This window comes from Aminobacter anthyllidis (genome assembly GCF_018555685.1).
GTDB lineage: Bacteria > Pseudomonadota > Alphaproteobacteria > Rhizobiales > Rhizobiaceae > Aminobacter > Aminobacter anthyllidis.
The window spans coordinates 132088-154466 of record NZ_JAFLWW010000006.1 but is presented as its reverse complement, the minus strand read 5'-3'; the positions used below and the strand labels follow the sequence as shown (position 1 = coordinate 154466).

25 protein-coding genes are annotated in these 22379 nt (G+C 65.2%); 14 read left to right on the top strand and 11 right to left on the bottom strand.

Annotation, left to right across the window (positions count from 1 at the left end; all coding sequences use genetic code 11):
- Nucleotides 1-10 precede the first annotated feature (10 nt).
- The 3 genes from J1C56_RS20880 to J1C56_RS20870 form a co-directional block, all read right to left on the bottom strand.
- Nucleotides 11-1024 (bottom strand): 2Fe-2S iron-sulfur cluster-binding protein, encoded by a 1014-nt coding sequence (locus J1C56_RS20880; protein ID WP_214391989.1) that lies wholly within the window; start codon nt 1022-1024, stop codon nt 11-13.
- Between the two features lie 41 nt (nt 1025-1065).
- On the bottom strand, nt 1066-1545 hold the full coding sequence (locus J1C56_RS20875; protein WP_214391988.1) for a GlcG/HbpS family heme-binding protein: 480 nt from the start codon (nt 1543-1545) through the stop codon (nt 1066-1068).
- 93 nt (nt 1546-1638) lie between these two features.
- Nucleotides 1639-2367, bottom strand: coding sequence for an iron-containing redox enzyme family protein (locus J1C56_RS20870; protein ID WP_214391987.1), 729 nt, complete (start codon nt 2365-2367; stop codon nt 1639-1641).
- Nucleotides 2368-2589: 222 nt separating this feature from the next.
- On the opposite strand from J1C56_RS20870, the gene J1C56_RS20865 reads away from it, so the two are divergent.
- The 6 genes from J1C56_RS20865 to J1C56_RS20840 all read left to right on the top strand — a co-directional run bounded on the left by J1C56_RS20865 (nt 2590) and on the right by J1C56_RS20840 (nt 6688).
- Entirely contained in the window at nt 2590-3162 is a 573-nt protein-coding gene (locus J1C56_RS20865) for a sigma-70 family RNA polymerase sigma factor (RefSeq protein ID WP_184769877.1), read from the top strand.
- Nucleotides 3159-3821: an anti-sigma factor gene (locus J1C56_RS20860; RefSeq protein WP_214391986.1), complete on the top strand. Its 663-nt coding sequence runs from the start codon at nt 3159-3161 to the stop codon at nt 3819-3821. The genes J1C56_RS20865 and J1C56_RS20860 overlap by 4 nt, the downstream gene beginning before the upstream one ends.
- Entirely contained in the window at nt 3818-5329 is a 1512-nt protein-coding gene (locus J1C56_RS20855) for a S8 family serine peptidase (RefSeq protein WP_214391985.1), read from the top strand. The genes J1C56_RS20860 and J1C56_RS20855 overlap by 4 nt, the downstream gene beginning before the upstream one ends.
- A 167-nt stretch (nt 5330-5496) precedes the next feature.
- Nucleotides 5497-5754: a hypothetical protein gene (locus J1C56_RS20850; protein WP_214391984.1), complete on the top strand. Its 258-nt coding sequence runs from the start codon at nt 5497-5499 to the stop codon at nt 5752-5754.
- Between the two features lie 230 nt (nt 5755-5984).
- Complete coding sequence (locus J1C56_RS20845) at nt 5985-6329, top strand: hypothetical protein (protein WP_214391983.1); 345 nt, start codon at nt 5985-5987, stop codon at nt 6327-6329.
- Between the two features lie 77 nt (nt 6330-6406).
- Nucleotides 6407-6688 (top strand): hypothetical protein, encoded by a 282-nt coding sequence (locus tag J1C56_RS20840; RefSeq protein ID WP_214391982.1) that lies wholly within the window; start codon nt 6407-6409, stop codon nt 6686-6688.
- A gap of 126 nt (nt 6689-6814) precedes the next feature.
- On the opposite strand, the gene J1C56_RS20835 is transcribed toward J1C56_RS20840, so the two are convergent.
- From J1C56_RS20835 to J1C56_RS20805, 7 genes are all read right to left on the bottom strand, one after another.
- Nucleotides 6815-7729: an ornithine cyclodeaminase family protein gene (locus tag J1C56_RS20835; protein ID WP_214391981.1), complete on the bottom strand. Its 915-nt coding sequence runs from the start codon at nt 7727-7729 to the stop codon at nt 6815-6817.
- Nucleotides 7726-8481 (bottom strand): sulfite exporter TauE/SafE family protein, encoded by a 756-nt coding sequence (locus J1C56_RS20830; RefSeq protein ID WP_246591683.1) that lies wholly within the window; start codon nt 8479-8481, stop codon nt 7726-7728. The genes J1C56_RS20835 and J1C56_RS20830 overlap by 4 nt, the downstream gene beginning before the upstream one ends.
- 1 nt (nt 8482) lies before the next feature.
- Nucleotides 8483-9937 (bottom strand): aldehyde dehydrogenase family protein, encoded by a 1455-nt coding sequence (locus J1C56_RS20825; protein ID WP_214391979.1) that lies wholly within the window; start codon nt 9935-9937, stop codon nt 8483-8485.
- A gap of 45 nt (nt 9938-9982) precedes the next feature.
- On the bottom strand, nt 9983-10276 hold the full coding sequence (locus J1C56_RS20820) for a 2Fe-2S iron-sulfur cluster-binding protein (RefSeq protein ID WP_184769871.1): 294 nt from the start codon (nt 10274-10276) through the stop codon (nt 9983-9985).
- Nucleotides 10277-10329: 53 nt separating this feature from the next.
- Nucleotides 10330-10629 carry a ferredoxin gene (locus tag J1C56_RS20815; protein ID WP_214391978.1) on the bottom strand — a complete coding sequence of 100 codons (300 nt, stop codon included), beginning with the start codon at nt 10627-10629 and terminating at the stop codon, nt 10330-10332.
- A 99-nt stretch (nt 10630-10728) separates the two neighbouring features.
- Entirely contained in the window at nt 10729-11037 is a 309-nt protein-coding gene (locus tag J1C56_RS20810; RefSeq protein WP_214391977.1) for a 2Fe-2S iron-sulfur cluster-binding protein, read from the bottom strand.
- Nucleotides 11038-11046: 9 nt separating this feature from the next.
- On the bottom strand, nt 11047-11805 hold the full coding sequence (locus J1C56_RS20805; RefSeq protein WP_214391976.1) for an iron-containing redox enzyme family protein: 759 nt from the start codon (nt 11803-11805) through the stop codon (nt 11047-11049).
- A gap of 166 nt (nt 11806-11971) precedes the next feature.
- Here J1C56_RS20805 and J1C56_RS20800 point away from each other — a divergent pair, with 166 nt between their 5' ends.
- Nucleotides 11972-13444 carry a gamma-glutamyltransferase family protein gene (locus J1C56_RS20800; protein ID WP_214391975.1) on the top strand — a complete coding sequence of 491 codons (1473 nt, stop codon included), beginning with the start codon at nt 11972-11974 and terminating at the stop codon, nt 13442-13444.
- 45 nt (nt 13445-13489) lie between these two features.
- Complete coding sequence (locus J1C56_RS20795; RefSeq protein ID WP_214391974.1) at nt 13490-14254, top strand: SDR family NAD(P)-dependent oxidoreductase; 765 nt, start codon at nt 13490-13492, stop codon at nt 14252-14254.
- Nucleotides 14255-14268: 14 nt separating this feature from the next.
- Here J1C56_RS20795 and J1C56_RS20790 read toward each other — a convergent pair whose 3' ends face one another.
- Nucleotides 14269-15528, bottom strand: coding sequence for an NAD(P)/FAD-dependent oxidoreductase (locus tag J1C56_RS20790; protein ID WP_214391973.1), 1260 nt, complete (start codon nt 15526-15528; stop codon nt 14269-14271).
- 110 nt (nt 15529-15638) lie between these two features.
- Between J1C56_RS20790 and J1C56_RS20785 the strand changes: the two genes are divergently transcribed.
- From J1C56_RS20785 to J1C56_RS20760, 6 genes are all read left to right on the top strand, one after another.
- A complete protein-coding gene (locus J1C56_RS20785) occupies nt 15639-15797 on the top strand; it encodes a hypothetical protein (RefSeq protein WP_214391972.1) in 159 nt (52 codons plus the stop codon).
- Entirely contained in the window at nt 15794-17164 is a 1371-nt protein-coding gene (locus tag J1C56_RS20780) for an amidase (protein WP_214391971.1), read from the top strand. Before J1C56_RS20785 ends, J1C56_RS20780 begins: the two co-directional genes overlap by 4 nt.
- 707 nt (nt 17165-17871) lie before the next feature.
- Nucleotides 17872-19308, top strand: coding sequence for an ABC transporter substrate-binding protein (locus J1C56_RS20775; RefSeq protein WP_214392360.1), 1437 nt, complete (start codon nt 17872-17874; stop codon nt 19306-19308).
- 99 nt (nt 19309-19407) lie between these two features.
- Nucleotides 19408-20328, top strand: a complete 921-nt coding sequence (locus J1C56_RS20770; protein WP_214391970.1) for an ABC transporter permease — start codon at nt 19408-19410, stop codon at nt 20326-20328.
- 31 nt (nt 20329-20359) lie between these two features.
- On the top strand, nt 20360-21346 hold the full coding sequence (locus tag J1C56_RS20765) for an ABC transporter permease (protein WP_420797425.1): 987 nt from the start codon (nt 20360-20362) through the stop codon (nt 21344-21346).
- The gene (locus J1C56_RS20760) at nt 21343-22374 is read left to right on the top strand and encodes an ABC transporter ATP-binding protein (protein ID WP_214391969.1); all 1032 of its coding nucleotides are present in this window, start codon (nt 21343-21345) and stop codon (nt 22372-22374) included. Before J1C56_RS20765 ends, J1C56_RS20760 begins: the two co-directional genes overlap by 4 nt.
- The last annotated feature ends 5 nt before the right edge of the window (nt 22375-22379 follow it).

Here is a 22379-nt window from a genome sequence, read left to right as displayed (position 1 = left end):
TTGTCTGGCGCTATTCGGCCGGCACGAGCGTGTGCTGGAAATTGAAGGCGTCGGCGTAGATGAAGCCGGGATTGGCGCCGCGCTCGACGAACAGTTTTTTGGCGCTCGAAATCATGTTGGGCGAGCCGCACATGTAGATGGCGTGCTCGGAGAAGTCGCCGATGTCTTCGGTGGCGACCTCCTGGACGTAACCCTGCCGGCCTGTCCATGACGGGCCAGGCCGCGACAGCACCGGGATGTACTGGAAGTCGCACAGGCGCTCGCCCCAGGACTGGATCTCGTCGTGCAGGTAGAGGTCCTCCTCGCTGCGCATGCCCCAGTAGAGCGACACGGGCGGACAATCGGGATCGTCCATCAGCGATTCCAGTATGCTCTTGATCGGCGCCAGGCCGGTGCCGGTCGCCACCATCAGGATGGGCCTGAAATCCTCCTTGCGGCAGCAGAACAGGCCGTGCGGCAGTTCGACGTCGAGCCTGTCGCCGGGGCTGAGCCGCAGCAGCTGGCCGCCGGTGAAATGGCCGTCGCGGACGCGGCGGATGTGCAGGTCGACGGTCTTGCCGTTGGGCACCGAAGCCATGGAGAAGCTGCGCTTGTTGCCGTCGGCGAGCAGCAGGTTGAGATACTGCCCGGGCCGGTAGACCAGTTGCTCGGCGCCGGGGATGGCAAGCGTCAGGTGGACGACGTCGCGGCCGAGATGGCGGACCGATTCCACGGTCGCGGTATACCGTTCGGGGTCGGAGCACGGTTCCATCGGCCGTTCGGTCGAGATCAGCAGGTCGCTTTCGGGCCGCGCCTGGCAGGCGAGCGCGAAGCCCTCCTCCTCGTCCTCCGGCGTCAGCGCCAGCGGGTATTCCTCGTAGCGGACGCAGCCTTCCATCAGCCTGATACGGCAGGTGCCGCAGCCGCCTTCGGTGCAGTCATGCAGCAGCTGAACGCCCTGGCGGATCGCCGCCATCAGCACGGATTCTTCCGAGCCAACAGTAAACTGGTCCTCGGTTTCGAGGACGCGCACAACATGGTCCATCCATGTCTCCTGAACGGTTGGATGCGGCGCTGCCGCTTCGGTCACTTCTTGATGTCGGCCTGGACCATGACCTTGTGCCCCAAGGGTTCCAGCATGGCCTGCAATGCGGCGAGTGCCGCGACGCCGCAGGCAATGTCTTGCTCGCCGTTTCCGCCGCTCAGGCCGACGCCGCCGATCACCTCGCCGTCGACGACGACGGGAAAGCCTCCGACGAAGGCAGCGAAGCGGCCCTCGAAGCTGAGCTGGATGCCGAAGGCTTCGTTGCCGGGCAGCGCCGGGCCATTCGGCGGGGTGGTGAACAGATGCGTCGAGCGCTTGTGGCCGGCGGCGGTGAAGGCCTTGTTCCAGGCGATCTGCGGGCCAGTGACGCGCGCGCCGTTCATGCGCTCCAGCGCGATCGGATAGCCGCCGTCATCGGCGATGCAGACGGTTTCTGGAACGTTGAGCTCCAGCGCCTTGGCGACCGCCGCGGCCACCATCACACGGGCTTCTTCAAGTTCGAGTTTCAGGACCTGTTTCACGTCGTTTTCGTCCGGCAATGGTTGGTATTTTGGGCCACTGGGGGAACGCACGCGGCAGGCTTGCCGCCCCGCGCGCTCCCCACTATGGCGGGATCAGGCGGCGAGGAGTTCCTCGAGCGGCAGTTCGGCCGCGACATAGTCGTTGTAGAGTGCCGTGGTGTAGAGCAGCCGCATCTGGGCGCCGACCTCGCAGATCTTGAGGCAGCGCTGCTGCATCTCGACCGTGCGGGCATGCTCCAGAACGATCTGGTAGCCGCGCTCGCCATGGATCTCGTCAGAGACGATGTGCAGGTCGAAGAACTCGACCTCCTCGTCGGTGAAGCCATACTTGTCGCGCAGCGTCGGCGTCTGCTTGCGGTAGATCGACGGCACCTGGGATTCGAGACCGACGACGAGGCCGGCAACCGCGACGATGGGGTCTTCGCGCATCGCCACCGCATAACACCAGCTCTGCAGGGCGCGGGTCGTCGGCGACATGTTGTCGGGGTCGCGCATCCTGTCGCCCGTCGTGCCGCAGGCTTCGCCGAAGCGGACGAGCAGGTCGGTGTGGCGATCGCCGCCGATCTCTTCCTCATACATGTTGGCGAGCAGGAAATCCTTGGCCTCGGTGTAGCCCTCCGGCATGCGGGCGTAGATGTAGCCGAGGTAATCGGCGAACGGCCCGACATAGTGGTAGTGGTTCTCGGCCCAGCGGGCGAGATGCTCGCGGCTGAGCTTGCCGCTCGCCCAGCCGACGCTGAATGGCGACTTGTTGGCGCTCTTGCCCTTGATGGCGTTTTCGAGCGCCGTGCGGAACTCGTCCGGATTCATTGCAACGGTCATTCAGTGCTCCCTTGAGATATCGTCTGCAAAGCCATTTTGGAATACTGTATACCAAAATAGCTTGAGCGCAAGGGCCGGTAAAGGATGCCGACAGTGTGGTGGCGCGGCGGACTGGCCATGCCGCGGAAGTTCGGCTAGCTTTCTTTCATCCGAAACATTCCGGTGAACCTTTTTGCGGCCAACAACGACCAAGCAGACAGGAGCCCGGCGGTAGCACCGGCCATGAACATCGCATCAGACCCCATGTCCGATCGTGATCTCGTGAGCCGCGTCGCGAACGGCGACCGCGCCGCTTTGCGGCTCCTGTTCACGCGGCACCACGCACGGGTCTACCGTTTCGTGGCGCGCCAGACGGGGTCGGAAGCGATGGCGGATGACGTAGCCAATGAAGTGTTTCTCGAATTGTGGCGCCAGGCGCCGAAATTCGAAGGCCGCTCGGAAGTCTCGACCTGGCTGCTCGGCATAGCGCGTTTCAAGGCGCTGTCGTCGCTGCGCAAGCGCAAGGAAGAGTGGCTCGACGACGACGATGCGGCGGCGGTGCCCGACGACAACGACACGCCCGAAGTGGCGACGATGAAGACGGACAAGGGTGCAGCCCTACGCCGCTTCGTCGATGCGCTTGCCGAGGAGCATCGCACTGTCATCGACCTGGCCTATTACCATGGCAAATCGGTCACCGAGATCGGCGAGGTGCTCGACATTCCGGTCGCCACCGTGAAGACGCGGATGTTTTATGCCCGCAAGAAACTCGGCGAAGCCTTGAAGGCCGCCGGATACGACAGGGGCTGGCCATGAGCGCTGCCGAAAAGATGTCGCGCCGCGACGAGATCGAAACGCTACTGCCGTTCTATCTGAACGGCACGCTCGAAGGGTCGGAACTGGCAACTGTCGAAGACTGGCTCGCCAGCGATCCGGCGGCACCCGCTGCCCTTGAAGCCGCCGAGGCCGAATTCTCCGGCACGATGGCCTCCAACGAGGCGATCCGGCCGCCCGCCGATGCGCTGAGCCGCTTCTCCAAGCTGCTCGACACCGAGGCCGGTCCGGTTCGCGAGCCGCAGGCACAATCGCTGCTGTCGCGCGTCTGGGAACGTTTCATGGGCCTGCCGGTGGGCGTCGCCTGGGGAGCAGCGGCGGCTTTGCTGGCGCTGGTCATGGTCCAGTCGGTGCTCGAGCCCGGTGGCCGTGGCAACGATGTCCAGGTTGCCGGGACCGGCGAGGACCAGGCGAAGCTGCCCTTCGCGCTGGTGACGTTCAAGCCGGATGCCAAGATGGCCGACATCGCCAGCCTGCTCGGCGACAATGGCGCTTCGATCATCGACGGCCCGACGGCAAGCGGCGTGTTCCGCATCGCCATCCCGGCCGAGACGGTCGCCGACTACGATCGCATCGTCGGCGTCATCGCGGCGGCACCCTTTGCCGACACGGTAACGGCAGGAAGGAAACCGGCTGGATGATGACGTCGAGGCGATTTGCACGGCTTGTGCTGGCGGCGGCATTGTTCGCCGCCACGCCTGTTTTCGCCCAGACCAACGACCCCAGCCTGACGCCGCAGCAGCTCGACTGCCTCAACCAGACGACTGCGGCCGGCAACGCCAATTGCCTGCAACCGGGTGGCCCGGCACCTGGCGGCGCCGCCCCGGGTGGTGCCTCGGGCGGCAGTGGCCTGCCCGGCGCCGTCGGCCTGCCCGAGCTGATCGTCGACCTGTTTCCCAATCCCGGCGACTTTCCCGGCGTCGCCTCGGGCGGCCAGCCGGCAACGCCAGTGCCGACGCCCAACCCGCTGCGCGATCCCGCCGGCGGTGCCGCCCCTACCGGCGGTGGCGGGCAGGCCGGATCTCCGCCGCCGACACCTCCTGCAGCCGACGCTGCGCCGCCCGGCCCCGCCATCACCGCGCCGCCGCGTGCCATCTCGGGCGCCTTCGTGCCCGACGAGGTGCTGGTGACAGTCGATGGCGGCGCGGCCGATGCGCAGGCCCTCGCCGCCGCCTATGGCCTTGAAATCCGCTCGCAGCGCCAGTCGGCCTTGCTCGGCACCAGCCTCGTGCGCTTCGGCATTCCCGACGGCCGTCCGGTCGGCGTGGTGCTGGCGCAACTGGCCGGCGATGGCCGCACCAGCGCGCGCGAGCCCAACCACATCTACGAGCTGCAGCAGGCAGCGGCAGCGCCCAGCTTCGCCTTCCAGCGCATCTCGCTCGACGAGGCGGCGGCGAATGGCGAAAACGTCAATGTCGCGGTCATCGATACGGCGATCGACGAAACCCATCCGGCGCTCAAGGGCGTCATCGCGCAAAGCTTCGACGCCATGCCGGGCGTTGCAGTCACCGCCCGCGACCACGCCACCTCGGTGGCCGGGCTGATATCAGGCACCGGCGACTTCAAGGGCATGGCGCCGGGGTCGAAGATTTTCCACGCCCGCGCGTTCGAAGGCGGCAAGTCGACAATGGAGATCATTCTCAACGCCCTCGACTGGGCCGCCGAGCAGAACGTCCAGATCGTCAATATGAGTTTTGTCGGGCCCAAGAACGCGCTGCTGGAGCAGGCCAGCCGGGGCGCCCGCGCACGCGGCATGATCCTTGTCGCTGCCGCCGGCAACAACGGCCCGGGCGCGCCCTATGGCTATCCCGCCGCCTACAAGGGGGTGATCGCGGTCACAGCTACGGACGCCAAGGACGCGATCATGAAGCAGGCCAACCGCGGCCCCTACGTCTACATCTCGGCGCCCGGCGTCGACCTGATGGCCCCTGTCGGCGGCGGCACCGACCTCGTCACCGGCACGTCGTTTGCCGCGGCCGTCGTCAGCGGCGCGATCGCCAACCTGCTGCACAACGAACCGGAGCGCAGCGCAGACTCGATCGAAAAGGCGCTTGCCAGCACCGCCACCGACCTCGGCGACAAGGGCCGCGACACCGACTTCGGCTTCGGCCTGATCAACACCAAGGCGGCTGAGGCAACGAAGGAATAGACAAAGCGTGGCGCAGAACTGCGCGAGGCCAGCGGCGCTCTCAGCCGACACTCATCCTTGTGCCGCGTCGCTTGGTCTGCCACGCATCTTGGTGCTTTCACCATCGCGGCGATGAATTACTCCGTTCATCATGACATTGCTCTCCCATTGCCGGCGATGTTGCGACCATGTACATGGTCATCTCCATGCGCAACGCTTCTCTTTTTGCAGCTGCCAGCCTGGGATGCTTCATCCTCGCCGCCATTGCGCTGGCGTCGCCACAAGCCCTGGCCGTCAGTTCCTGGCCGCCATTCGAGAAGGTCATGTGCGCCAGCTTGCTCGACAGCTACAACGACAGCGGTACGATGCCGGCATACGGCACGCCGGAGTACAAGCGTTACGCCGAATGCTACCTCATCGTCTGCGGAAGCCAGCTGGGCTGGTGATCGCATAGCTACGCCGCCGGTCGCGCTGCGACAAGACGAGGCATAGATCGCTCAATATTTTCTAATATAGCTTATTCTAAATAACACTGAGCGTGCGATCGTTTTGGATTCATGCAAACCGCTGAACCACATTATTTTCAACTGTCAGTTGACGAGCGCGCCTGACCTGTTGCAGTAGGCGACCTGTTCTGATCATTTGCTTCAATCATTTTCGCATCTGGATGCACGACATGATCCGTAGGGTAATCTTGCTTGGCCTTTCCGCAATTGTCGCGGGCTGCACGACCATGTCGCAAGGCGAATACAAGACCGCGCAGACGGCCCTCAGCGGCAGTCCCTCGCTGAAGCGCGAGATCATGGCGAGCTGCATCAAGGACGAGAACGCACGCTCGGCCAAGGACAAGGCCGAGATGGCCGCGGTGTTCAACATCAATCCGAGCACCTACGCGCAAACATTCTGCAAGCGCATGATCAACGGCATGGCCAGCAACCGCATCACCTACCAGGACTACCGCAACCTCGATTCCAGCACAGCCGACAACAGCAAGCTGATCCGCGTGCTGCAGGGGCGCTGAGCGCACCAGACTTTCCCAATATGCGCTCGCCGTTACAGGAGGTTTGCCCAGCAGTGCGCAGGACAGTTCTTACCATCTTGCTGTTGGCGCTCCTTCCCGCGCAAGCGTTGTCCAACAACCACAGCCCGGACCAGATTTGCCACCTGAGGGGGTCCTGGGCGGCAACCATCATGTCCGCTCGGCAGGCAGGTCTTCCGCTGAGCGGCCAGTTGCACCTGGAGAAGGCGCCCGGCGCCGGCACGCGGGATGAAATTCTGGCGGCCTATGAGCATCCACGATTCTCGACCACGCCAATGCAGCAGCGCGCTGTCGAAGACTATCGCAACGAAGTCGAGCTGCGCTGCTTCAAGAACCAGTAATGAAGCCGATCACACGCCCGGAGCGGCTGCTCTGCGCTTGACCGCCGAGGCCGATCAACAGATGCCGTCATGGCAACGTGCCTTGTGATCATCGCGACTGGTACAAGTCGCTTGGCGTGATCGTAGCTAGCCGCCGACAATCCGCCTGTAGGCCAGGCCCGCCAGCGCGATGTCCTGCAAGCCAACGCCGACCGACTTGTAGATGGTGATCTCGTCGTCGGTCGCGCGGCCGCGCGCCTTGCCGGCGAGAAGCTCGCCGAGTTCGACCATCTTGTCCCGAGGCAACGCTTCCGGATCGGCAAGCACGAGGTCGCCGGCCTCGCGCAGGCTCTGGTCGCGCCACTCGACGGCGACGAGCGAAGCACGCGCCATCGCCCGGTCGTCGAGCTCGCGGGTGTTGGGCAGGCTCGAGCCGACGGCGGCGGCGAAGCAACCGGGCTTGAGCAGGTCGCCAGGAAACAGTGCGGTTGCGGAGCGAGAGGCTGTGACGACGATGTCGGCTTCGGCGGCCGCTTCGTTGGCCAAAGCCATGCGGGTCGGGATGCCGCAAGCGGCTTCCAGTTCGGCGGCCAGAGCCGGGTCGGACGAGCGGCTGACGAGCAGCACCTGCCTGAGCGGGAAGACCTCGGCGAGTTGCATAGCGTGCGCCCGGCCGAGCGGTCCCGATCCGAAGACGGCAAGTGTCGACGCCTCAGGACGCGCGAGATGCTGGGCCGCGATGACCGAGCAGCCGGCGGTCCGGAGTCGGGTGATGGCGCCGGCGTCGAAAGTGGCGAGCGCGCGCCCGTCGACCGACGAGAACAGCAGGATGACAAACGAAAACTGGCCCTTGATCGTGCTGTAGACCTTGGCGCCCAGAACCTCCTGGCCGGGGATGACGGCGCCCAAAGTCGACAGCTTGACGCCGCCGGCCTCGCTGCGGATGCGCGCCTGCATCGCCGCGTCACCCTGGCCAAACTGCCGGAAGGCATCGGCCAATACGGCGCGGGCGTCGGCGGCGCTGACCACGGCTTCGACCATCTGGTCAGTGACGTGGATCATGGCACCAGCGTCCGGGCGAGAATGCCGAGCGCGCCGAGACCCGACATGGTGAGCAGCAGCATGCGAACGCCGCGCGGCGACAAATAACCGACGAAGCGGCTCGAGACGAAGAAGCCGCCGAGCATCAGCGGAAACAGCAGGATGCCGAGCCAGAATTGCGGGAGGGTGAAGCGGTCGACATAGGCCAGCATCAGCAGCGACAGGATGGCGCCGGCGAAGAAGACGCAGCTGACGGTGGCCCGCATCTCGCGTGGCGGCACATATTGCATGACGATGGCGAAGGGCGGCGCGCCCGACGAGGTGATGGTGCCCATCAGCCCGGAGGCGAGGCCGGCCAGCGCCATGTTGGGATGCGAGGCCCTGACCTTCCAGCCGGCAAAGCTGAGGCCGACGCCGACGAGGATCAACAGCGCAAAGACGATCGAGAAGGCGTTGGTGGGCAGTGCGGCTAGCGTGGCGCCGGCAAGCAGCGTGCCCCCTGCGCGGCCGACCATCAGCGTGGTGACCGAGGCCCAGTCGACGGCGTCGAAATCGCGCATCACGCCAAGCAGCGCAAGGCCCGCGCCAAGCACCAGCAGCGGCCCGGGCGCCATCTCGGGAAAGAACAGTACGGCGAGCGGCGCCGAGACCATGGCGAAGCCGAGCCCGCCTATGCCCTGGAGCAATGCCGCGACAAACACCATCGCGCCCATGCCGAAAAGATGACCCGGCACGAAGCTGCCGGGCATCAACGACATCAGGCTGTCAAGCATGTCAGGCCCCAAGATAGATGGTCTTGATGCGGCTGTAGAAGTCCATGACGTTGGCGCCGCCCTGCTCCTTTGCCGCCTGGTTGCTCGAATGCTTGAGGCCGCCGAAGGGTGCGTTGAGCGAAACGCCCGTCGTCGGGCTGTTGACCTTGACGATGCCGTGCTGGGTCTCGCGGGCAAAGCGCAGCACCGATGGCAGGTCGCCGGTGACGAGCGAAACGGCGAGGCCGTATTCGGTGTCGTCGGCCAGCCGGATCGCCTCGTCGAGACTGTCGATCGGACGGATGGCGACCACCGGTCCGAAGATTTCCTCGCGCCACAGCCGGCTGTTTTCAGGCAGGTCGGAAACAACCGCCGGGCGGACGAAATAGCCATGCGCCAGCGCCGGATCGGTTTCGGGCAGCGCATCGCCGCCGACGACCCGGCCGCCCTCGTCGCGGGCGATGCCGACATAGGCGCGCACCTTGTCGTATTGCGCGCGGGTGGCGAGCGGCCCCATCTGCACGCCCTCTGATGTGCCCGGGCCGACCTTGATGGCGGCGGCGGATTTCTCCAGCCGAGCCACGAGCTCGGCATAGAGCGGGCGGGCAACGAGCACGCGGCTGGTGCCGGTGCAGGCCTGGCCGGTGAGGCCGAAGGCGCCACGCTCGATCGTCGCAACCGCCTTGTCGATGCTGGCGTCAGCCAGGATGACGGTGGCGTTCTTGCCGCCCATTTCGAGCTGGACGCGGGTGTCGGTGGAAAGCGACGCGGCGATCTGCTTGCCGACCGCGTAAGAGCCGGTAAAGGTCAGCGCATCGACGCCGGCCTGAGCGGTAATCGCCTGGCCGACCTTGGCGCCCTTGCCCTGGACGAGGGCGACGAGCTTCGGCGGCAGGCCGGCATCAAGCAGCACCTCGACCAGGCGCTGGCCCATCAGCGGCGTGATCTCGGACGGCTTGAAGACGACGCCGTTGCCGGCGGCCAGTGCGGGGCCGAGCTTTCGCGCGGCCATCGACAGCGGGAAATTCCACGGCGTGATAACGGCAACGACGCCGACCGGCTGGCGCAGCGACAGCACGAGCTGGGCGACCTCGCTGGGATAGGTCTCGCCGTTGAGGCGCAGCGCCTCGCCGGCATAAAGCCGGAAGTTGGCGGCGATGCGCCGGGCTTCATTGCGCGCTTCGTTGAGCGTCTTGCCCTCTTCGCGGGTCAGCTCGGCGGCAATCGTGTCGGCGCGCAGCGACATCAGGTCGGCGGCCTTGAACAGCACGTCGGCGCGCACCTCGGGCGACTGCGCCGCCCAGGCCGGCCATGCGGACGCAACCGATGCCACCGCCGCGGCGACGTCGGTGGCAGCGGAGTCGGGGAAAAGGCCGATCAGGTCGCGCTCGTCGGCCGGATTGCGGTCCTCGAAGGTGGCGCCGCCGAAAGCGGGCTGCCATTCACCGGCGATGTAGTTCAGGTGTCGCTCAGTCATCGGTCATCTTGCTTTCGAGGTCGTTCTGCTTTCGGAGAATGCGTCTCAGCGTGCCTTGGGAACCCAGGAGACGCTGATGTCGCCGAGCACGAAGGTCTGGCAGGCCATGCGGAAGCCGGCGGCGAGGTCATCCGGCGTCAGGTGGTTGCGTTCCTTGGGCTTGACCGCGTCGGTGTTCTCGATGCCGGTCTCGATCCTGCACTTGCAGGTGCCGCACAACCCGCCGCCGCATTTGAACGGGATGCCGCCCTTTTCACGCAGCGACACGCGCAGCAGATTGCTGTTGTCGGGCGCGGTCGCCTGCTTGCCGTCATTGGTGATGAAGGTGATGGTGATCATCGGCGCATTCGGGGCGTGGGAGATGCTGGAAGGAACGGCGGCCGGCCAAGGCGTCAGACGCGCTTGAGCTGGATGTCCATGCTGCCGTAGGTGGTCAGCGTCTTGAGTTCGTGGCGGGCTTCCTCGACCGAATCGAACTTCTCGAACAGCTTGCAAGGCACGTTGTTTTCGATCTGTGGCGGCTCATCCTCGACGATGCGGATGCGGGTCTGCACCTGGTCGGTGAGTTTCGCGATGGTGAAGCTCGCGCGCTTGCGGCCATAGAAGATGTAGTCGTAGGTCTCGACCGGCTGCACGCCGGGGCTCATCTCGGTCCGGAACTCGCCCGGCTTGGTCGTCAGAACCACATACATTTGTCCACCTCATGCTGATTTTTGCTCGCACGACCGGGTGCACGGGCGCACCACGGCCGTAGTTTTTTCCTGCCGCCACGCAGGCGGCGTATCTTCTGGTTAGGACTGCTCCGTCACCTTCTCCTGGCGAAGCTCGATGTCGTGCTTGATCCACAGCTGGCAGACGAGCCGGAAGCCCTCGTCGATCTTGTCGCCGAGCTGCTTCTTTTCCTTCCAGTTGGGCGGCGGCAGGTGTTCGGCGCCAGCCAGGATGCGGCTGGCGCAGGTGCCGCATTTTCCCATGCCGCATTTGTAGGCGAGGTGCGGATAGGGAAACTGCTTGATGCCGGCTCGGACGACGAGGTTGGTGTCCTCCTTGACCTCGCCGCTATAGGCCTCGCCCTTGCTGTGGATCACGACTGTCGGCATGTGCGTTGCTCAGACGCCGCCGATGCCGGCGAGTTCCGGCTCCATCGGCGCCACCCGCCCAAGCTTCACGTCGCCGGCGACATAGTCGTTGTAGAGTGCCGTGGTGTAGAGCAGCCGCATCTGGGCGCCGACCTCGCAGATCCTGAGGCAGCGCTGCTGCATCTCGACGGTGCGGGCGTGCTCAAGCACGATCTGGTAGCCGCGTTCGCCATGGATCTCGTCGGAGACGATGTGCAGGTCGAAGAACTCGACTTCCTCGTCGGTGAAGCCGTAGCTGTCGCGCAGGGTCGGCGTCTGCTTGCGGTAGATCGACGGCACCTGGGATTCGAGGCCGACGACAAGGCCGGCAACGGCGACGATGGGGTCTTCGCGCATCGCCACCGCATAGCACCAGCTCTGCAGGCCACGCGTCGTCGGCGACATGTTCTCCTGGTCGGTCATGCGCTCGCGGGATGTGCCGCAAGCCTCGCCGAAGCGGATCAGGAGGTCGGTGTGGCGGTCGCCGCCGATCTCTTCCTCGTACATGTTGGCGAGCAGGAAATCCTTGGCCTCGACATACTGCTCGGGCATGCGGGCGTAGATGTAGCCGAGGTAATCAGCGAACGGCCCGACATAGTGATAGTGGTTTTCGGCCCAACGCGAGAGATGGTCGCGGCTGAGCTTGCCGCTCGCCCATGCCATGCTGAAGGGCGACTTGTTGGCGCTCTTGCCCTTGATGGCATCTTCCAGCGCGGTGCGAAATTCGTCCGGGTTCATTGCAACAGTCATTCGGATCCCCTGTCGATTCTCAAACTCGATTTAGAATACTGTATACCAAATTGACATCGACGCAAGCCGCATTCTACTGTTGCGACAGGTCCGCTTGCCGCACTGCGCATACAGTATGTTGCGCTGGCGATGATCAGGCGCCAAAGTCAGGGCTCGGGAGACAGGAATGGACAGCTCCGAAACACATGCCGGCATCGGCGTCCGCAGCGCCACCGCGATGGTGGCGACCGGCCACCCGCTGGCGGCTCGCGCTGCCCAGGACATGCTGGCGGCGGGCGGTTCCGCCGTCGATGCGGCGATCGCAGCCGACGCCATCCTCGGCGTGGTCGAGCCGATGGCGACCGGCATAGGCGGCGACTTGCTGGCGATGCTGGTCGAGCCAGATGGCCACGCCATCAGCTACAACGGCAGCGGACGATCGCCGGCCGCACTTTCGGCCGAGGTGATCGAGAAGCTGCCGAACCAGCGTATCCCGGAGCGGCACGCCTTGTCGGTCACCGTGCCCGGCGCGGTGCGCGGCTGGTTCGACCTGCACGCCCGCTACGGCCGCCTGCCCTTTGCCCAATTGCTCGCTCCGGCCATCGCGCTCGCCGAGCATGGCTTTGCCGTCCTGCCGATAACCGCCCGCGAATGGGCGGTGTTCGAACCGGTGATCAAACGCGATCCCGCCTGCGCCAAGCTCTATCGCGCAGGCAACACGCCACGCGCGGGCGAGCGTTTCGCCAATCCCGAGCTTGCGGCAATATTGCGGGCAATCGTGGCCGACGGGCCCGATGCCTTTTATCTCGGCGCCCCGGCACGGCAGGCGGCAGCAGCGAACCAGGCCCAGGGCGGTGTGCTGGCGGCGCAGGACTTCGCCAGGCATCATGGCGATTTCGTATTGCCGCTCGAACGCAAGTTCCGCGGCCTGACGGTTCTCGAATGCCCGCCCAATACGCATGGTGTCGCCGTGCTCGATGCGCTGGAAGAACTTGACGTCCTAGCGCTCGACCGTGACGATCCGGCCACCACGCTGGCGATGGTAGAAGCCGTCGGACGGGCCATGGCGCAAGCCAAAAAAACCGTCGCCGATCCCGCCGGAAACACTGTCGCGACCGTGGTCGTCGACCGCGATGGGCTTGCGGTGACGCTGATGACCAGCGTCTTCAAGCGCTTCGGCTCCGGCATCGCCGTGCCTGATTGCGGCTTTGTGCTGCAGAACCGCGGTTCTGGCTTTTCCGAGCCCGGCCACGTCAACGGACCGGCGCCGGCCAGGCGGCCCTATCACACTGTGGTGCCGGGTGCGGCGCTGAAGGACGGGCGCTTCCATGCCGGCTTCGGTGTCGTCGGCGGCGCGATGCAGCCGCAGGGCCATGTGCAACTTCTGGTGCGTCTCGCCGCCTGGGGCGAAAAGCTGCAGGCGGCGATCGACGCGCCGCGCTGGCGGCTGGAGGGCGACAAGGCGCTGGCGATCGAGCCGGGAACGGCCGATGCGGTCGTCAAGACACTGCGCGAGGCCGGCTACAGCGATCCGGAAGGCGCCGGCGAACTCGCCGGTCGCAGCGACTTCGGCGGCGCGCAGTTCGTTGTGCGCGACGACGACGGCAGCCTGCTCGGCGGCTCTGACAAGCGCAAGGACGGCGTGGCCCTAGGCGCCTGAGCCGACCGCCTGCAACATCGATCTCAATCACTCGGGGACAAAACCTTGACCACATCATTCGATCGCATCGTGCTCATCACAGGCGCCGGCAGCGGCATCGGCGCCGAAACGGCTCGGCGGCTGGCAGCGCCTGGAATGGGGCTCGTGCTGCATACTCGCAAGAACGCCGACGGATTGAAGGCCGTCGCCGAGACCTGCCAGGCTTCGGGGGCGATGACCGAGATCGTGCTTGGCGACCTTGCCGATCCGGCTGTGCCCGCAGCCATGGTCGCAGCCGCCCGCGCCCGCTTCGGGCGGGTCGACCAGATCGTCAGCAACGCGGCCCAGGCCACGCGCTCGACACTCGGCGAAGTCAGGCCGGAAGATCTCACCCAGGCTTTCGAAACGATGCCGACCGCGCTGCTGCGCCTTGTCGATGCAGCACTTGCCGACCTTGTCGCCTCTAACTGCGGACGCGTCGTGGTGGTGAGTTCCTTCGTCGCCCACATATTTGGCACCGCCGACATCCATTTTCCGGCGACGTCGGCCGCCAAGGGCGCGCTCGAGGCGCTGGCGAAATCGATGGCCGTCCAGCTCGCGCCGAAAGGCGTGACGGTGAATTGCGTCGTGCCGGGCTTCACCCGCAAGGATCCGACCGGCCACTTCGCCGCGACGACCTCGGCACTCGAAAAGGCCGTCGCCGTGACCCCGACAGGGCGGCTGACCGAGCCGGCCGACGTGGCGGCGGCGATCCTGTTTTTGCTGTCGCGCGATGCCAGGCAGATCACCGGCCAGTCGCTGCATGTCGACGGCGGCTTGACGCTGCCGTGACGACCCTTCGTTGCCTAGCCGCCGAAGCGCGCCGGAGCAAAGGCCGCTATCGGTACCAAAGGCCGTTCGCCCTGGACCAGGCTGGCGACGATCGCTCCGGTCATCGGACCGTTGGCGAAGCCGATATGGCCGTGGCCGAAGGCGAAGATCAGCCTGGGATGGCGGGCGGCACGGCCGATCACCGGCAAGCCATCGGGCGTCGATGGGCGGCTGCCGAGCCAGGGCTTGTCCTCGACAGGCGTGGTGAAGCGCAGCGTCTGGCGCGCATCGGGCTCGATGGCCTCGATCTGCGCGGTGTTGGCCGGATCGTCGGGCCGGGCCAACTCGACGCCCGAGAGCAGGCGCACCTTGCCGTTCATCGGCGACAGCACGTAGCCGCCGGCGGCATCGTAGACCGGGCGGCGCAGCTCGACGCCGTCGGCCAGCGCGAAATGGCGGTGATAGCCGCGCTCGGCGGCAAGCGGAAATCGATAGCCGAGCGGTCTCGCCAGCACTGCCGAATGAGCACCGGCGGCGAGCACGACGTGGCGGCCTTCGATTCCGCGGCCAGCCACCATGACCGCCATGTTCTCGCCGGCATCAAGGATGTTGTCGGCCCTGCCGGTGACAAGCACCGCGCCTCGACCTTCGGCGGCAGTACGATAGAGCTCGACCAGTTCACCCGGGCTTTCGACCGAGCCTGTGTCGGGAAAGAAGATGCCATTGGAAAAGCGGTGGGCAAGATGCGGCTCGAGCTGGCGGATCTCGTCTTCGCCAAGGCAATCGATGCGGACGCCGTTTTCCGACAGTACCTCGCGTTCCAGCGCACTGCCGGCGAAGGCCTGCTGGCTGCGGTAGAGCCGGAGCCAGCCGTTGCGCTTGATCAGGTGCCGGCCGCCGACGAGATCGGCCATGGCGACATGACGGTCGAACGCCTCGGCGACCATCGGGTTGAGCGCCGCCGCCGCGCGGCGCCAGGCTCCCTCTTCGGCGGCGAGCAGAAATCGCGTCAGCCAGGGCAGCATGAAGGGCAACGAGCCGAGGCGCGCCCGCACCGCAATGTCGCGCCCCAACGCATAACGCGGCAAGCGGGAGCGGATGCCGGGCGCGGCCATCGGAAAGATCGAGCCACGGCTGAGCACGCCGGCATTGCCGTAGGATGCGCGGGCCTCGGCGACACCGGGATCGACGATGGCGACGGAAAGGCCACGCGACTGCGCTTCAAGCGCCACCGACAGCCCGACGATGCCGCCGCCGACAACGGCCACGTCGAACGGCTTTTCATTCTGCTTCACGCTGCCCACCTGATCCCCCGACCGGTTCCAACCCAGTCACTTCCAACAATGCATAACAGACGTATACTGATCAATTCCAATTTCTCGGCCATTCAAGAAAGGCGCGCGACGTGACCCCACCCGCCCCGAAACCCCAAGCGATCACGCTGCCGCCCGAGGCAAGCGCCAGCGAGGCGGCAGATTTCGCCCGTGGCATCGCCGTGCTCGAACGACTGGCCAAACGCGTCGCCGAACTGGCCCGCGCGCATGAAAAAGAGAACGGCCGATGAACCGACTGGAGTGCCTGCCCGTCGCTGACCTCGCCGCTACCGTTTCCCGGCGCGATATCTCGGCCGTTGAAGTGACCAGCTATTTCCTTGACCGGATCGCACGTTTCGACGGCGAGCTTTCCGGCTACGTCCATGTCGCCGAAGAGGCAGCGCTGGCGCAGGCACGAGGGCTGGACGAAAGCCTCTCCGCCGGAGAGGCCGTCGGCCCACTCGCTGGCGTGCCGATCTCGGTCAAGGACATCGTCGAGGTCGCCTCCATGCCCAACACCGGCGCCTCGCATTCGCGGCTCGGCCGCAGGCCGACGCAGGATGCGCCCGTCGTGCGCAAGCTTGTCGAGGCGGGCGCGATCATCCTCGGCAAGGCCAATTGCCATGAACTGGCCTTCGGCGGTCCATCCTTCGACCTGCCATTCCCGCCAGCGCGCAACCCATGGAACCTGGAGATGTTCCCTGGCGGCTCGTCGAGCGGTTCGGGGGTCACCGTCGCCGGCGGGTTGTGCATGGGCTCGGTGGCGACCGACACCGCCGGCTCGATCCGCCTGCCGGCCACCATGTGCGGCATGGTCGGCTTCAAGCCGGGCTTCGGCGTCGTTTCGGTGGAAGGCGTCGACACGCTGGCGCGCTCGATGGACCATTGCGGGCCGATCGGCGCGCGGGTCGAGGATTGCCGCGCCCTGTATGCCGCGATGTCGGGCACCAGGGCGAAGCGGCCGGCTTCCGTCGAAGCGCCGTCCTTTGCCGGCATGCGGCTCGGCGTCTCCAGTTGCGGCTGGGGCCTGGGCGAAAAGCTGCGCCCCGAAATGGCAGCGGCGCTGCAAGGCGCGCTTGCGCTGTTCGCTGACCATGGCGGGACCGTCGTCGAGCTCGACCTGCCGCCGCTCGAAACTTTTCACGCCCCGGGCGCGGTGGTGATGATGGCCGAGATCGCGGCACAGTATGGCGACGAGGTGCGCGGCAATTTTTCCGCTTTCGGCGAGATGTTCCGGGGACGCGCGCTTGCGGGCGAATGCCTTGGTGCCGCCGACCTCGCCGCGGCGCAGAAAATGCGGGCGGTGCTCAGGCAAAGGCTCGACAGCAGCCTCGGTACTGTCGATGCGATCCTGATGCCCGGCGCTCTGGCATCGGCGGGACCGCTCAGGACCGTCGACAAGTTCTACTTCCTCGAAGAGCCGATCCCAAACATCCTGGCCAACCTGACCGGGCATCCCGCGCTCGCCTTTCCGTTCGGCAAGGCCGGCAACGGCATGCCGTCGGGACTGCAGATCGTCGGCGCGGCCGGCACGGAAGACCGGCTGTTCGATATCGCCGCCATGTTCGAGCGGCTCGATCCCGATCCGCTCAAGCTGCCGCCGCGCTATTTCGGCTGATAGCCGCGCGACGGCGGTCACCCACCTCGAACCCGCACCAGTCACTCCGATCGCCATGCCCAGGGCAAGCACCGCCCGCCGGCATGCTGGTCGGCGGCTGGGTTGCCGAGAAACGCGATAACAGCGCAAGAAAGCACTTTCTTGCCCGCAATCAGTATAGCGCTGCAATTGCGTGTCGCTGCCGAGATCAGCCAAACAGGATAGAACCGCCCCCTGCACCAACACGCGGGCAGATTTTGCACTCTTGCGGCCGAACACTGTCATGCCGGTATCTGGCGCGGTGTTGTATTTCCCGGATTCGATGCCACCCAGTCTGCCAGGACGTCGATCGCATAAGCCATTTGCTTGTCATTTTTGGTATACTATATGCAAGAAATTGCCAGAAATCGCGATTGATCAGGATAACGAGATGCCATTCATGAACGAAATTTCAGCAATCACGTTCTAAATTTTGTGCATTTTCAATAATTTACTGAGGAAAATGGCGGTCCGTTCAATTCCCGGACGGCATCGCCAGTAAAGTTGATCAACAATCGCTTGACAGTCGATTGCATACAATCCACTCTTCTGGCCGAGGGATGTGGCGGCCCGCACTATCAACGCAGCACAGACTGCGCGCATCAGGTCGATTTTGTTGTCTTTGGCGAATGGGTGGACCAATGAACTTACTGACGAAACTGGCAAGTAGCGCCGCGGTTGCGGCAATCATGGCACTTTCCCCGCTGTCGGCGCTCGCCGCCGACATCACCATCGCGATCGGATCGGAGCCTTCGACGCTCGATCCGCAGATACGCGACGATGGCGGCGAACGCGCCATCAACGACAATGTCTATGAGACGCTGATGGCGCGCACGCCCGACGGCGAGTTGATCGCAGGGCTCGCGGCAGCGGCGCCGACGCAGGTCGACGCGAAGACCTGGGAATTCAAGCTCAGGCCCGACATCAAGTTCCACAATGGCGAGGCGTTCAATGCCGATGCCGTCGTCAACAGCGTCAAGCGCGTCATCGATCCCGCGCTGAAGTCGGAGCAGGCCGCCTATTTCGGCACCATCACCGGCGCCGAGAAGGTCGACGACCTCACCGTGCGCATCCTCACCTCGGGTCCGGATCCGATCCTGCCATCGCGCATGTACTGGATGAAGATGATCCCCGCGACCTATGCGGCCGACGCCAAGTTCGCCGAAGCACCGGTTGGCACCGGCCCCTACAAGTTCACCAGCTGGAGCCGCGGCCAGGACATCGTGCTGGAGAAAAACGCCGACTATTGGGGCGATGCAGCGTCGATCGACAAGGTGACCTACCGCTTCGTCGGGGAATCCGGCACGCGCCTTTCCGGCCTGATGGCCGGCGAGCTCGACGTCATCACCAACCTGTTGCCGGAGTTCGCCCAGCAGGCGCCGAAATTCGCAGCCGTCAGCGGCCTCGAAACGACCCTCATGATCGTATCGACCGACAACGAGGTGACCAAGGATCCGCGCGTCCGCGAGGCCCTGAACATTTCGGTCGACCGCAAGGCGCTGGCCGAGAGCCTGTTCGGCGGCTACGCTACGCCGGCCAAGGGCCAGGTCGTCAACCCCAAGGCCTTCGGCTACAACAAGGCGCTGCCCGACTACGTGTTCGACCTCGACAAGGCGAAGGCCCTGATCAAGGAAGCGGGCGCCGAGGGCAAGACCATCAAGCTCGTCGGCGAGGCCGGACGCTGGCTCAAGGACCGCGAGCTGATCGAGGCCGTCGGCGCCTACTGGAAGGAAACCGGGCTCAATGTCGACATCAAGATCGAGGACTTCGGCGAATATCTCAACCAGCTGTTCGACAAGAACACGCGGCCGGATGCGATCTTCCTGTCGAACTCCAACGAACTGCTCGACGTCGACCGTGAAATGACGGCCGTGCTGCAGAGCAAGGCGAGTTCCGCGTCCAACAGCGACCAGGAAATGTCGGACCAGATCAGCGCCGCCAGGACCGAGACCGACATCGAGAAGCGCCAGGCCATGTATGACGCCATCACCAAGAAGTCGTACGACCTGTCGTACCTCGTCCCGCTGCTCAACCAGCAAGACATTTACGGCTTCTCCAAGCGACTCGAATGGCAACCGCGCGTCGACTCCAAGCTCCTCGTCAAGGAGATGAAGGTCACGGAGTAACAGCGACAATTGCGGGTTCGAACAAAAACATAAGCGAACCCCAACAGTTCTGGAGCCGGCTCAACAAGGGGTAGCCGGCTCCAGCCAATGGAGAGGAATATGGGTGGTTTTCTGCTCCGCCGCATCGGACAAGGTCTCCTTGTCGTCATCGGCGTGACCTTGATCGTTTTCATCGCCACACGCATGGTCGGCGATCCGGTCAAGGTGATGCTGCCGCTATCGGCGACCGATGCGCAGCGCGCGGCCTTTGCCCAGCAGATCGGCCTCGACCGTCCCATCGGGGCGCAGTTCGTCGACTTCGTCGGCGACATGGCCCGGCTCGATTTCGGCGAAAGCCTGTGGCAGCGCCGGCCGGCCCTGGACGTCGTGCTCGAACGGTTGCCCAACACGCTGAAGCTGATCGGCGCCGGCCTTGGCCTGGCGATCCTTTTGTCGCTGCCGCTCGGTGCCATCGCAGCCCTCCGTCCAGGTGGCTGGGTCGATAGAACGACAGTGTTTGTCGGCCTGTTCGGCCTGTCGCTGCCGCAGTTCTGGTTCGGCCTTTTGATGATCGTGTTCTTCGCCGTGACGCTCGGCTGGCTGCCGACTTCGGGCATGGGCGGGGCGCGATACTACATCCTGCCAGCGATCACGCTTGCCCTGCCGTCGCTGGCACGGCTGGTGATGCTGGTGCGTTCGTCGATGATCGACGAACTGAACCAGCAATATGTCCGCACCGCCCGCGCCAAGGGCCTGCATTTCAGGCGCGTCGTCATGGTGCATGCCATGCGCAACACGCTGGTGCCATTCGTCACGTTGGCCGGCTGGGAGCTGATCAGCGCGCTCGCCGGCTACACCGTGGTCGTCGAGACTGTGTTCGCCTGGCCCGGACTTGGGCTGACGGCGATGCAGGCGATCCAGAAAAGCGACCTGTTTTTGCTGCAGGCTATCGTCTTCATCGTGGCCGTGCTGATCGTGATCATCAATGTCGGCCTCGATGTCATCTACAAACTCATCGACCCACGCATAAGGTTGGCTTGACATGGCTATCCCCATGCCTGTGACGACGCCGGTGGCGACCACCCGCAAAGCCGTGCAGCGCCCGACGCTGATGGCGAAGCTCGACGAACTCGGCCGGGAACTGTGGCAGGACAAGCTCGGCACGCTTGGCTTCGCAGTCATCGTGGCGCTTGTCCTGATGGCGATCTTCGCGCCGCTGATCGCACCTTACGATCCCGCCGCGCAATCGGTGATGTCGCGGCTCAAGCCGCCGGCATGGCTGCCAAAGGGCACGTGGGAGCATCTTCTCGGCACCGACCATCTCGGCCGCGACGTGCTTTCTCGTGTTATCTATGGCGCCCGGGCCTCGCTGATCGTCGGTGTCCTGGTGGTGCTCTTCGCCGGCACGTTCGGCGTCGTGCTCGGCCTGTGGTCGGGCTTCAAGGGCGGACGCACCGACGCGGTCATCATGCGCATCGTCGACGTGCAGGTCGCCTTCCCCGGCCTGCTGCTGATCCTGCTGGTCATCTCGGTGATCGGCCCAAGCATGACGACGATGGTGATCGTGCTCGCCGTCACCAACTGGATGGTCTATGCCCGCGTCGTGCGCGGCATCGTGCTGTCGGTCAGGCAGACGCCTTATGTCGAAGCGGCCGAAATGATCGGCTGCCGCACTTCGCGGGTCATCTTCCGCCATATCCTGCCCAACCTGACGTCGCCGCTTTTGACGCTCGGAATCCTCGAATTCACCAACATCGTGCTGGCCGAAGCCGCGCTGTCATTCCTTGGCCTTGGCGTACAACCGCCGGCAACCAGCTGGGGCCTCGATGTCGCCAATGGCCGGGACTACATCTTCGTCGCCTGGTGGCTGATCACCTTCCCCGGCCTGTCGATCGCGACCACAGTGCTTGCGGTCAACCTGTTCGCCTCCTGGGTGCGCGTCACCACCGACCCGCAGGAGCGCGAGAAACGCTTTGCCTACCAGCGCGCCAAGGCGGCGGCTCGCAGCAAGCGCCGCCAGCCCACCCCAGCAGCCCGCAGCCATGGAGGACGGTCATGAACATCAGCGCCATGAGCAACAATGAACCGCTGCTCGAAATCGACAGGCTGAAGGTCGAGTTCGACACACGGCGCGGTCTCGTCCAGGGCCTGCGCGGCGTGACGCTGTCGATCGGCCGCGGCGAAACGCTGGGTGTCGTCGGCGAATCCGGTTCGGGCAAGAGCGTCACCGCGCAAGCGGTGATGGGCCTGATCGACATGCCGGGCCGCATCGCGTCGGGCGACATCCGCTGGAAGGGCCGCTCGCTGCTGGGCGCTGACGGCGAGCGCTACGCCCGCGACATCAGGGGCAAGGAAGTGGCGATGGTCTTCCAGGACCCGATGACCTCGCTCAACCCGGTGCTGAGGGTGGGCACCCAGATCGGCGAGGTGCTGGAACGCCATCTCGGCATGACGCGCAAGCAGGCGCGGACCCGGTCCGAGGAACTGCTCGCCGCCGTCGGCATCAGCGCGCCGGGCCGCCGGCTCGACCAGCATCCGCACGAGTTCTCAGGCGGCATGCGCCAGCGCGTGATGATCGCCATGGCGATCGCCTGCGAGCCGCAGCTTTTGATCGCCGACGAACCGACAACGGCGCTCGACGTCACCATCCAGGCGCAGATCCTCGAACTGCTCGCCGAGCTGCAGCAGTCGCTCGGGCTGTCGATCGTGCTGATCACGCACGACCTCGGCGTCGTCGCCGGCCTCTGCCACCGGGTTGCGGTGATGTACGCCGGACAGATCATCGAAACCGGCCAGGCGGAAGACGTGTTCGAGCGCCCGGCGCATCCTTACACGCAGGGCCTGTTGCGCTCGACGCCGCGGCTCGACGAGGTTTCGGACCGGCTGATCTCGATCGACGGCACGCCGCCCAACCTGGTGACGCCGCCAGACGGCTGTTCGTTCCAGCAGCGCTGCCCGCTGTCGGGCGAAGCCTGCAAGAAGGCGCCGCAGCTTGCCCATATCCGGCCCGACGCCGAGGCTGCCTGCTGGCAGCCTTCGACGCCGGCATGGGCGACACCGCTGATGACGCCTTCGATTTCGCACTAGGAAGC

Bases quoted from the DNA above. Each gene is read 5' to 3' on its own strand.
- J1C56_RS20880 (WP_214391989.1), bottom strand. From the start codon at position 1,024: ATGGACCATGTTGTGCGCGTCCTCGAAACCGAGGACCAGTTTACTGTT.
- J1C56_RS20870 (WP_214391987.1), bottom strand. From the start codon at position 2,367: ATGACCGTTGCAATGAATCCGGACGAGTTCCGCACGGCGCTCGAAAAC.
- J1C56_RS20865 (WP_184769877.1), top strand. From the start codon at position 2,590: ATGAACATCGCATCAGACCCCATGTCCGATCGTGATCTCGTGAGCCGC.
- J1C56_RS20860 (WP_214391986.1), top strand. From the start codon at position 3,159: ATGAGCGCTGCCGAAAAGATGTCGCGCCGCGACGAGATCGAAACGCTA.
- J1C56_RS20855 (WP_214391985.1), top strand. From the start codon at position 3,818: ATGATGACGTCGAGGCGATTTGCACGGCTTGTGCTGGCGGCGGCATTG.
- J1C56_RS20850 (WP_214391984.1), top strand. From the start codon at position 5,497: ATGTACATGGTCATCTCCATGCGCAACGCTTCTCTTTTTGCAGCTGCC.
- J1C56_RS20845 (WP_214391983.1), top strand. From the start codon at position 5,985: ATGATCCGTAGGGTAATCTTGCTTGGCCTTTCCGCAATTGTCGCGGGC.
- J1C56_RS20835 (WP_214391981.1), bottom strand. From the start codon at position 7,729: ATGATCCACGTCACTGACCAGATGGTCGAAGCCGTGGTCAGCGCCGCC.
- J1C56_RS20830 (WP_246591683.1), bottom strand. From the start codon at position 8,481: ATGCTTGACAGCCTGATGTCGTTGATGCCCGGCAGCTTCGTGCCGGGT.
- J1C56_RS20825 (WP_214391979.1), bottom strand. From the start codon at position 9,937: ATGACTGAGCGACACCTGAACTACATCGCCGGTGAATGGCAGCCCGCT.
- J1C56_RS20820 (WP_184769871.1), bottom strand. From the start codon at position 10,276: ATGATCACCATCACCTTCATCACCAATGACGGCAAGCAGGCGACCGCG.
- J1C56_RS20815 (WP_214391978.1), bottom strand. From the start codon at position 10,629: ATGTATGTGGTTCTGACGACCAAGCCGGGCGAGTTCCGGACCGAGATG.
- J1C56_RS20810 (WP_214391977.1), bottom strand. From the start codon at position 11,037: ATGCCGACAGTCGTGATCCACAGCAAGGGCGAGGCCTATAGCGGCGAG.
- J1C56_RS20805 (WP_214391976.1), bottom strand. From the start codon at position 11,805: ATGACTGTTGCAATGAACCCGGACGAATTTCGCACCGCGCTGGAAGAT.
- J1C56_RS20800 (WP_214391975.1), top strand. From the start codon at position 11,972: ATGGACAGCTCCGAAACACATGCCGGCATCGGCGTCCGCAGCGCCACC.
- J1C56_RS20780 (WP_214391971.1), top strand. From the start codon at position 15,794: ATGAACCGACTGGAGTGCCTGCCCGTCGCTGACCTCGCCGCTACCGTT.
- J1C56_RS20775 (WP_214392360.1), top strand. From the start codon at position 17,872: ATGGCACTTTCCCCGCTGTCGGCGCTCGCCGCCGACATCACCATCGCG.
- J1C56_RS20770 (WP_214391970.1), top strand. From the start codon at position 19,408: ATGGGTGGTTTTCTGCTCCGCCGCATCGGACAAGGTCTCCTTGTCGTC.
- J1C56_RS20760 (WP_214391969.1), top strand. From the start codon at position 21,343: ATGAACATCAGCGCCATGAGCAACAATGAACCGCTGCTCGAAATCGAC.